This is a genomic window from Cellulomonas pasadenensis, from assembly GCF_047229365.1.
In the GTDB taxonomy this organism is placed as follows: Bacteria; Actinomycetota; Actinomycetes; order Actinomycetales; family Cellulomonadaceae; genus Cellulomonas.
The window spans coordinates 1-8,892 of record NZ_JBFTEP010000139.1; the positions used below are offsets into that span (position 1 = coordinate 1).

6 protein-coding genes, 1 tRNA gene and 1 pseudogene are annotated in these 8,892 nt (G+C 73.6%); 2 read left to right on the top strand and 6 right to left on the bottom strand.

The annotated features are described in order from the left end of the window. A partial coding sequence (locus AB6N23_RS15480; protein ID WP_412866895.1) for a sugar ABC transporter permease occupies positions 1-1,294 on the bottom strand: 1,294 nt, incomplete at its 3' end. Between the two features lie 28 nt (positions 1,295-1,322). Then, positions 1,323-2,906, bottom strand: a complete 1,584-nt coding sequence (mmsA, locus tag AB6N23_RS15485; protein ID WP_412866896.1) for a multiple monosaccharide ABC transporter ATP-binding protein — start codon at positions 2,904-2,906, stop codon at positions 1,323-1,325. Positions 2,907-3,157: 251 nt separating this feature from the next. Here mmsA and AB6N23_RS15490 point away from each other — a divergent pair, with 251 nt between their 5' ends. Both AB6N23_RS15490 and AB6N23_RS15495 read left to right on the top strand, forming a co-directional pair. Continuing rightward, positions 3,158-5,701 carry a GH32 C-terminal domain-containing protein gene (locus tag AB6N23_RS15490; RefSeq protein WP_412866897.1) on the top strand — a complete coding sequence of 848 codons (2,544 nt, stop codon included), beginning with the start codon at positions 3,158-3,160 and terminating at the stop codon, positions 5,699-5,701. Positions 5,702-5,794: 93 nt separating this feature from the next. Continuing rightward, positions 5,795-6,997 (top strand): LacI family DNA-binding transcriptional regulator, encoded by a 1,203-nt coding sequence (locus AB6N23_RS15495; protein WP_412866898.1) that lies wholly within the window; start codon positions 5,795-5,797, stop codon positions 6,995-6,997. Between the two features lie 137 nt (positions 6,998-7,134). Here the strand turns inward: AB6N23_RS15495 and AB6N23_RS15500 are convergent. The 4 genes and pseudogenes from AB6N23_RS15500 to AB6N23_RS15515 form a co-directional block, all read right to left on the bottom strand. Then, positions 7,135-7,207 (bottom strand) — tRNA-Ala (locus tag AB6N23_RS15500). 69 nt (positions 7,208-7,276) lie between these two features. Continuing rightward, positions 7,277-7,993 (bottom strand): histidine phosphatase family protein, encoded by a 717-nt coding sequence (locus AB6N23_RS15505; RefSeq protein ID WP_412866899.1) that lies wholly within the window; start codon positions 7,991-7,993, stop codon positions 7,277-7,279. After that, a complete protein-coding gene (rsfS, locus tag AB6N23_RS15510) occupies positions 7,990-8,376 on the bottom strand; it encodes a ribosome silencing factor (RefSeq protein ID WP_412866900.1) in 387 nt (128 codons plus the stop codon). Before rsfS ends, AB6N23_RS15505 begins: the two co-directional genes overlap by 4 nt. A 73-nt stretch (positions 8,377-8,449) precedes the next feature. Next, positions 8,450-8,892 (bottom strand): annotated as a pseudogene (locus AB6N23_RS15515) (hypothetical protein); the annotation flags it as partial.

Here is an 8,892-nt window from a genome sequence, read left to right on the forward strand (position 1 = left end):
GGGCCGGGCCCAGCGCGGGCGCCTCGCTCGCGGCCGCCGCCGAGGCGGCCGCCGCGGCGACGGGACCGCCCTGCGTCGTACCGCCGCGCCCCAGGCGCCCCAGGACCAGCCCGGTGATGGACGGCCGGCCCTGCTGCTTGTTGTAGACGTCGAACGCCACCGCGGCGAGCAGCACGAGACCCTTGATGACCTGCGTCCGGTCGGCGCCGACGCCCATGAGCATGAGTCCGCTGTTGAGCACCGCCATGACCAGTCCGCCGACCATCGACGCCGTCACCGTGCCGATCCCGCCGGACACCGCCGCACCGCCGATGAAGACGGCGGCGATCGCGTCGAGCTCCCACATGGTGCCGTCCGACGGTCCCGCGGACGTCGCCCGGCCGACGAACATGATGCCCGCGAGCGCCGCGAGGAAGGACATGTTGGCCATCACGAGGAAGTAGGTGCGGCGCGTGTTGACGCCGGACAGTGCCGCGGCGGCACGGTTGCCGCCGACCGCGTAGATGTGCCGGCCGAAGCGGGTCCGCTGCGTGATGACGTGGTAGACGATCACGAGCCCGACGAGGATCAGCCCGGGGACGGGGAACGACGTGCCGGGGCGCCCGCTGCCGAACAGCCAGGTGACGTACCCGATGACGGCGCCCACGAGCACGATCCGCACGACCACCGGCCACAGGGGCTGGGCCCGGTCGCCGGAGGCGGCGAGCCGACGGTGCTGGGTGAGCTGCGAGTACGCGAACCCGGCGATCGCGAGCAGCCCGAGCAGGAGGGTCGAGTTGTTCATCTGCGTGAACGCCGGCCCCCACTCGGGCAGGTAGCCGGAGCCGAGGAACCGCAGCTCCTGCGGGACGGGGACGCTGATGGACCCGCTCATCCAGATGACCGCGCCGCGGAAGATCATCATGCCGGCGAGGGTCGTGATGAACCCCGGGATGCCGAGCCGCGCGAGCCAGAAGCCCTGCCAGCACCCGATCAGCGCCCCCGCCGCGAGGCCCACCAGCACGGCGGCCCACCACGGCAGGCTGAGGTCGCGCGCGCTGAGCGCGACGAGCATGCCGACGAAGCCCGCGACGGACCCGACGGACAGGTCGATCTGCCCGATCACGATGACCATGACCATCCCGATCGCCAGGATGAGCACGTAGGCGTTGCCGGACAGGAGGTTCTGGAAGTTCGACGGCGTGAGCATCCGGCCGCCCGACGCCACGTCGAACGCGACGAGCAGCGCGACGAGCGCGAACACCATCGTGAACTGGCGGATGTCCCCGCCGAGGACCTGCTTGAAGGACGTCATCGTCCGCTCCCTGCTTCGGGCCGGTGGGTCAGCGCGGCGCCACGCCGACGGCGGGGGTGCCGGCGGCCGCGGTGCTCGTCGCGGTGGTGGTCATGAGGCGCATGAGGCGCTCCTGGTCGGCGTCCTGCGCGTCGAGGACGCCGGTGACGCGGCCCTCGCAGATCGTGTAGATGCGGTCGCACAGCCCGAGCAGCTCGGGCAGCTCCGAGGAGATGACGACGACCGCCTTGCCCTGGTCGGCGAGGTCCTGGATCAGCTTGTAGATCTCGTACTTGGCGCCGACGTCGATCCCGCGCGTCGGCTCGTCGAGGATCAGCACGTCCGGGTTCGGGAACATCCACTTGGCCAGGACCACCTTCTGCTGGTTGCCCCCGGACAGCGTGGTGACGCCGGCGTCCACGGTCGGGCTCTTGATGCGCAGCGAGCGTCGGTACCCCTCCGCGACCGCGCCCTCGCGGTCCACGTCGAGCAGCCAGCGGCGCACGACGGCGCGCAGGTTGGCCGACGTGGTGGTGCGGCGGATCGTGTCGAGCAGGTTCAGGCCGAGGTTCTTGCGGTCCTCCGGTACGTACGCGATGCCGTGCCGGATGGCCGCCTCCACGGTCGGCACCTGCACGGGCCGGCCGTGGAGCAGCACCTCGCCCGCGAGCCAGGTGCCGTAGCTGCGACCGAAGACGGATCGCGCGAGCTCGGTGCGTCCCGCGCCCATGAGCCCCGCGAAGCCGACAATCTCGCCGCTGCGGACGTGGAAGGCGGAGTCCTTGCACACCAGGCGCCCGGGCACCGTCGGGTGCTCCACGCGCCAGCCGCGGACCTCGAGGACCGTCTCGCCGATGGTCGGCGTGTGGTGCGGGTAGCGGTTCTCCAGCGAGCGCCCGACCATCGCCCGGATGATCCGGTCCTCGTCGACGTGCCCCGCCTCGACGGCGTACGTCTCCACCGTGCGACCGTCGCGGATCACGGTGACCGCGTCGGCGACGGCGGCGATCTCGTTGAGCTTGTGGGAGATCATGATCGAGGTGATCCCGCGCGCCTGCAGGCCGCGCAGGAGCGCGAGCAGGTTCTCCGAGTCGTCCTCGTTGAGGGCGGACGTCGGCTCGTCGAGGATGAGCAGCCGCACGTCCTTCGACAGGGCCTTGGCGATCTCCACGAGCTGCTGCTGCCCCACCCCCAGGTTCTTCACCGGCGTGGCGGGGTCGACGTCGAGGCCGACGCGGGCCAGGAGGTCCACCGTCCGGCGGCGCGCGGCGTCCCAGTCGATCAGCCCCCGACTCATGACCTCGTTGCCGAGGAAGATGTTCTCGGAGATCGACAGCTCGGGGATGAGCGCGAGCTCCTGGTGGATGATCACGATGCCGGCCCGCTCGGACGCCTTGATGTCCTTGAAGCGGACCTCCTCGCCCTGGAAGACCACCGCGCCGCCGTACGACCCGTGCGGGTAGACGCCCGACAGGATCTTCATCAGGGTCGACTTGCCCGCGCCGTTCTCGCCGCAGACGGCGTGGATCTCCCCGACCCGGACCGCCATCGTCACGCCGTCCAGCGCCCGCACACCCGGGAACTCCTTGGTGATGCCCCGCATCTCGAGGATGACGTGGTCCGCGTGATCCATGCGTACCTCCGATCGCGCCGCCCAGCACCGGACCCGACGGCAGACAACGTTGTCTGCGAGGTGTCTACCGGCGCGTCGCCGAATCGGTCAAGCCGGACTTCGGTTCTCATCGGTAACGATCAGACAACGTTGTCCAGTTGGAAGGGTGTCTTGCCCGCTCCGGTTGACATCGTTGTCTCGCCGTGGCGACGATCGTCCCGCTGCGCGGCGACGACGCGCGTCGCGGCCACTGATCTCGACGAGGAGACGACGTGCGACGACGCATGCGCGCCCTGGGTGCGACGGCCGCGACCGCGGTCCTCACAACCGCGCTGGCGGTCCCGGTGCAGGGTGGCGCGACCACCGCCGAGGACCCCGACCTTTACCGCCCGGTGGCCCACTTCGCGCCCCGGCAGCACTGGGTCAACGACCCCAACGGGCCCGTCTGGTTCGACGGCCGCTACCACCTGTTCTTCCAGCACAACCCGGCCGGGGACGCGTGGGGCAACATGTCGTGGGGTCACGCGGTCAGCACGGACCTGGTGACGTGGGAGGAACGGCCGGTCGCGATCCCGTGGTCCGAGCGCGAGCACATCTTCTCGGGCTCGGTCGTCGTCGACGAGGGCAACACGAGCGGCTTCGGCACACCCGGGCGCACGCCGCTCGTCGCCGCCTACACCAGCTGGCACCCGCTCACCGGCGTCCAGGCGCAGTCGATCGCCTACAGCCTCGACGCCGGCGAGACGTGGACCCGGTACGCGGGCAACCCGGTCCTCGACATCGGGTCCTCCGAGTTCCGGGACCCCGAGGTGTTCCGCTACGAACCGGGCGGGTACTGGGTCATGGCGGTCGCCCTCGCGACCGAGCGCACCATCCGGTTCTACCGCTCGGACGACCTGACACGGTGGACCCACCTGAGCGACTTCGGCCCCGCCGGTGCCGTCGACGGCGTGTGGGAGATGCCCGACCTGTTCGAGCTCGCGGTGGACGGGGACCCCGCGCGCACCCGCTGGGTGCTGGTCGTCAGCCTCAACCCCGGCGGTGTGGCCGGCGGCTCGGGTGCGCAGTACTTCGTCGGCGACTTCGACGGCACGCGGTTCGTGTCCGACGCCCCCTCGGCGGGCGTCCCGGACGTCGAGGGCACCGTCCTCGCCGACTTCGACGGCGGGCGCTACCCCGAGGGCTGGACGGCCACCGGGGACGCCCTCGGCCCGGTGCCGGCGGCGGGCACGCTGCCGGGCCAGCACGCCGTCACGGGGTTCCAGGGCGACGGGCTCGTCAACACGTTCCGCGGCGGGGACGGCGCGACCGGGACCCTGACGTCACCCCCCTTCGCGATCGAGCGCCGCTGGCTGACCATGCGTGTCGGCGGCGGCCACCACCCCCGTCCGACCGGCGCCGGCGACGGCTCGGCGCCGCCGGGGACGGTGCTCGCCGACTTCGAGGGCGAGGGCTTCGACGGGTGGACCGTCGAGGGCACCGCCTTCGGGTCCGGCCCGGTCGCGGGTGACGCCGCCTGCCAGACGGGCGTGCGGGGGCACCTCGGCACGGGTCTCGCGAACTCCTACCAGAACGGCCACGGCGATCCGTGCGACCCGCCCCCCGACTCCGCCACCGGCCGGCTCGTCTCACCGGCGTTCACCGTCGGGCACCGGTGGGTCAACGTCCTCGTCGGCGGCGGAGCGGGCACCGACACCGCCGTCCGGCTCGTCGTCGACGGTGAGGTCGTCCGCACCGCCACGGGCCGCGAGAGCGGCACCCTGCACTGGGTCGCCTGGGACGTCGCCGAGCTGGCCGGCGCGAGCGCGCACCTCGAGGTGGTCGACGAGGACACCGGCGGCTGGGGGCACGTCATGGTCGACCACGTCGTGCTCTCGGACGAACCCGCGCGCCCCCGGGCGGAGGAGACGACGGTCAACCTGCTCGTCGACGGGCAGGTCGTGCGGACCGCGACCGGCCAGGACAGCGAGCACCTCGCGCCGGTCTCGTGGGACGTCGGCGAGCTGGTCGGGCGCACCGCGCAGATCGCGGTGGTCGACACGAGCACGGGCGGGTGGGGCCACGTGCTGCTGGACCAGGTGGTGGCTGCCGACGCGCCCGCCCGCACGGACCTCGAGCGCCACGCGTGGCTCGACCACGGGCGGGACTACTACGCCCCGCTCACGTTCGAGGGCACGCCCACCGGGGAGCGCATCGCGGTCGCGTGGATGAACAACTGGGAGTACGCCGGTGCGACGCCCACCACCGGGTGGCGCGGGTCGATGACGCTGCCGCGCACGCTCGCGCTGCGCACGGTCGACGGGCGCGTGGTGCTCACGTCACGGCCGGTCGAGGTGCCGGGCGGACCGTCGGCACGCCGGCTCACCGACGCCGAGGGCGTGCTGCGCGACGCCACCGTGCCCGTCCCCGAGGCCACGGACCGCGGCGCCGTCGTCCTCACCGCCGAGTTCGACCCCGGCGACGCGCGACGCTTCGGCCTGCACGTGCGCGCGGGGGACGACGGACGGACGGTCATCGGCTACGACGTCGCCACGCAGCGGATGTTCGTCGACCGGACGGGGTCCGGCGTCGTCGACTTCCACCCCGCCTTCGCCGGCGTGCACTCGGCACCGCTGCGCGTGCGCGACGGACGCGTGCGGCTGCAGGTGGTGGTCGACCGCTCCTCCGTCGAGGTCTTCGGCAACGACGGAGAGGCGACGATCACCGACCTCGTGTACCCGCACCCGGGCAGCGACGGCGTGGCGCTGTTCGCCGACGGCGGCGGCGTCACCGTCACGTCGCTCGAGCTGCGCCCGCTCGCGCCGGGCGTCGGCTGACGTGCACGGCGTCGCCGCGTCCGCACCACCCGTCCGCGTGACGTCCGCCCGGCGGGCCCCGGCCGGTGCCGCGCACCCACCTACCCTCGTGCCATGACGACGCTGTCGCGGCCGGACACCACTGCGGAGTCGCGCGTCGGCGTCCGCCGGCGCGCGACCATGCGGGACGTGGCGGCGCTGGCAGGCGTCGGCATCAAGACCGTCTCGCGCGTCGTGAACGGCGAGTCCGGCGTCTCCCCCGCCATGGTGGAGCGCGTGAACGACGCGGCGCGCGCGCTCAACTACCGGCCCGACCTCAACGCCGGCAACCTGCGTCGCAGCGAGCGGCGGTCCCAGAGCCTCGGGCTCGTGCTCTCCAGCGTCGACAACCCCTTCGCGGCCGCCATCCACCGCGCGATCGAGGACGTCGCGGGCGAGCGCGGCGTGGCCGTCCTCGCCGGCAGCACGGACGAGGAACCGGACCGTGAGCGCGCTCTCGTGGCCGCCCTCGCCGCACGCCGCGTCGACGGCCTCATCATCTCGGCGATCACGCCCGACCAGGGCTACCTGCGCTGGGAGCACGAGTCCGGCACGCCCGTCGTCATGGTCGACCGGCGTGCGACGGGCCTCGACGTCGACTCGGTCGTCGCGGACAACGCCGCCGGTGCGGAACGGGCCACCCGGCACCTCGTCGAGCACGGCCACCGGCGGATCGCCTACCTCGGTGACCTCGCTCGGATCGACACCGCCCGCGAGCGCCACCGCGGTTTCGTGCAGGCGCTCGCGGACGCCGGGATCCCGGCTGCGTCCGTGCCCGCGGCGGACGACGTGCACAGCGAGGAGGCGGCCGAGGCCGCCGTGCACGCGCTGCTGACCGGGCCCGAGCCGCCGACGGCGCTCTTCACGAGCCAGAACCTGATCACGATCGGCGCGATCCGGGCGTTGCGCGCGCTCGGTCTGCAGCACCGCGTCGCGCTCGTCGGCTTCGACGACTTCCAGCTCGCCGACCTGCTCGAGCCGCGCGTCACCGTCATCGCGCAGGACCCGGCACGGATCGGCGCGCTCGCGGCGCATCGGGTCTTCGAGCGCCTCGCACATCGCGACCTGCCGCCCGAGACCGTCGTCGTCCCGACCCGTCTCGTCGCCCGCGGGTCGGGCGACGATCCGGCCCGCCTGACGCCTACCCGCGGTCGACGCCGTCGCGGAGCGGTGTCCACCCGAACAGCGGGTGCACCTCGTCGCCCTCTGCGCCGGCCTCCACGAGGAGAGCGAGGCTTGCACGGTCTCCGGAGACTGGCGCGTTCAGCAGCGGGGTGAAGCCGTCGTCCACCGCGTCGACTTTCTGCGCCGGCAACACGCATCCGGGCACTGCCGTCACGTGTCCGTTCACTGTCCACACCAGCACAAAGGCCGTCCCTCCGAGCGGAGGAACGGCCTCTGACCTGCTACTTCGGTGGAGCTGAGGGGACTCGAACCCCTGACCCCCTGCATGCCATGCAGGTGCGCTACCAGCTGCGCCACAGCCCCGTCGCCCTCGCGGGCTCCGTGCACCCCGTGAGGTGCTCGGAAACTATAGGCCGCCGCGCGGCCGAAACGCTAATCGGGGTCGCGCGTCTCCGCGTCGGCGCTCTCGTCGGGAGCCGTCACGTCGGGTCCGGCGTTCCAGTCCGACGACGCGTCCGTCGGGCCGAGGTTGTAGCCGTGCAGGCGCCAGCCGGGCTCCGCACCCGCGCGGTCGGCCGTCAGCTCGGCCCAGTGGGCGTTGAGCATGCCGACGACGCCCCGCCAGTGCGGCGGCTGCCCGAGCAGGTCGGCGACGACGGAGCCGATCGCGGCGCCGTGCGACACGACGACGACCGTGCCGTCGCGCCCCACCCGCGCGGCGTGCTCGCGCACCGCCGTGCCGACGCGCGCGGCCACCTCGGCGCGGGTCTCGGCGCCGACGCCCGCGGGGTCGCCGCCGGCGCGCCACACGGCGAACTCCTGCGGCCAGCGCGCCTCGATCTCGTGGCCCGTCAGGCCCTCCCACTCGCCGAAGCCGCGCTCGCGCAGCCGCGGGTCGCGCTCGACGACCGTGCCGAGCGCACGGCCCAGCGCGTCCGCGGTCTCGGCCGCACGGGACAGGTCCGAGCTGACGACGAGCGTCGGGGCGTACCGGGCGACGATGCGCGCCGCGGCCGTGCGCGCCTGCCAGCGCCCCGCGTCGTCCAGGGGGATGTCGACCTGCCCCTGCAGACGCGCGGTGGCGTTGTACGCCGTGCGGCCGTGCCGCCACAGCAGCAGGCGCCCGGCACCGGTGGGGGCGGCGCTCACTCCTCGCCGTCCCGGGCGCCCCGCTCGTCCGCGGGGAGCTCGATGACCGGGCAGTCCTTCCAGAGCCGCTCGAGGGCGTAGTACACGCGGTCCTCGGCGTGCTGGACGTGCACGACGATGTCGCCGAAGTCGATGAGGACCCAGCGGCCCTGGCCCTTGCCCTCGCGGCGCACCGGCTTGGCGTCGAGCGTGTGCAGCGCCTCCTCCACGGCGTCGACGATCGCGCCGACCTGCCGCTCGTTGGTGCCGGAGGCGATGAGGAAGACGTCCGTGAGCACGAGCTGCTCGCTGACGTCGAGGGCGATGATCTCCTGGGCCTTGAGGTCGGACGCGGCACGGGCCGCCGCGTGGGCCAGCTCGATCGCACGGGTGCTCGCGGGCACGGGTCTCCTCGGGGTCGTGGCGCCGGTCGGCGCCGTGGTCGTGGCGTGCGGCGCGCGCGGCCCCGCACGGCGGTCAGAGCGGAGGCGCTCCCCCGACGGCCGCGAGCAGCGTGAGCGCCGGCACGCCGGCCGCCGTCTCGTCACCGCGGGCGTTGATGAGCAGCAGCATGATGAGGAAGCCCAGGACGAACGCGACCAGCGCGAGCACGAGCAGGTGCAGCCACGTGTACGGGTACCGGCGCGTCTCCGGCTCGTCGTCGAGGTCCTCGTCGTCGTGCTCGTCGGCCACGGCGCGTCCCCAGGGCGCCGACGGCTCGCCGCGCACGGGGACCGCGGCGTCCGGTGCCGGACCGGTCGTGCCGCGGCCGTCGGCCGCCGGCGCGAAGGGCGAGGAGCCGACCGCCTGCGGCGCGGGTGCGGCCGCGGGCTCGGCGGCCGAGCCACCCCAGACGGGACCCGCGGGTGCGGGCGCCGGGACGGGACGGGGCGCGGACGACGCGGTGCGGCCGCCGGCAG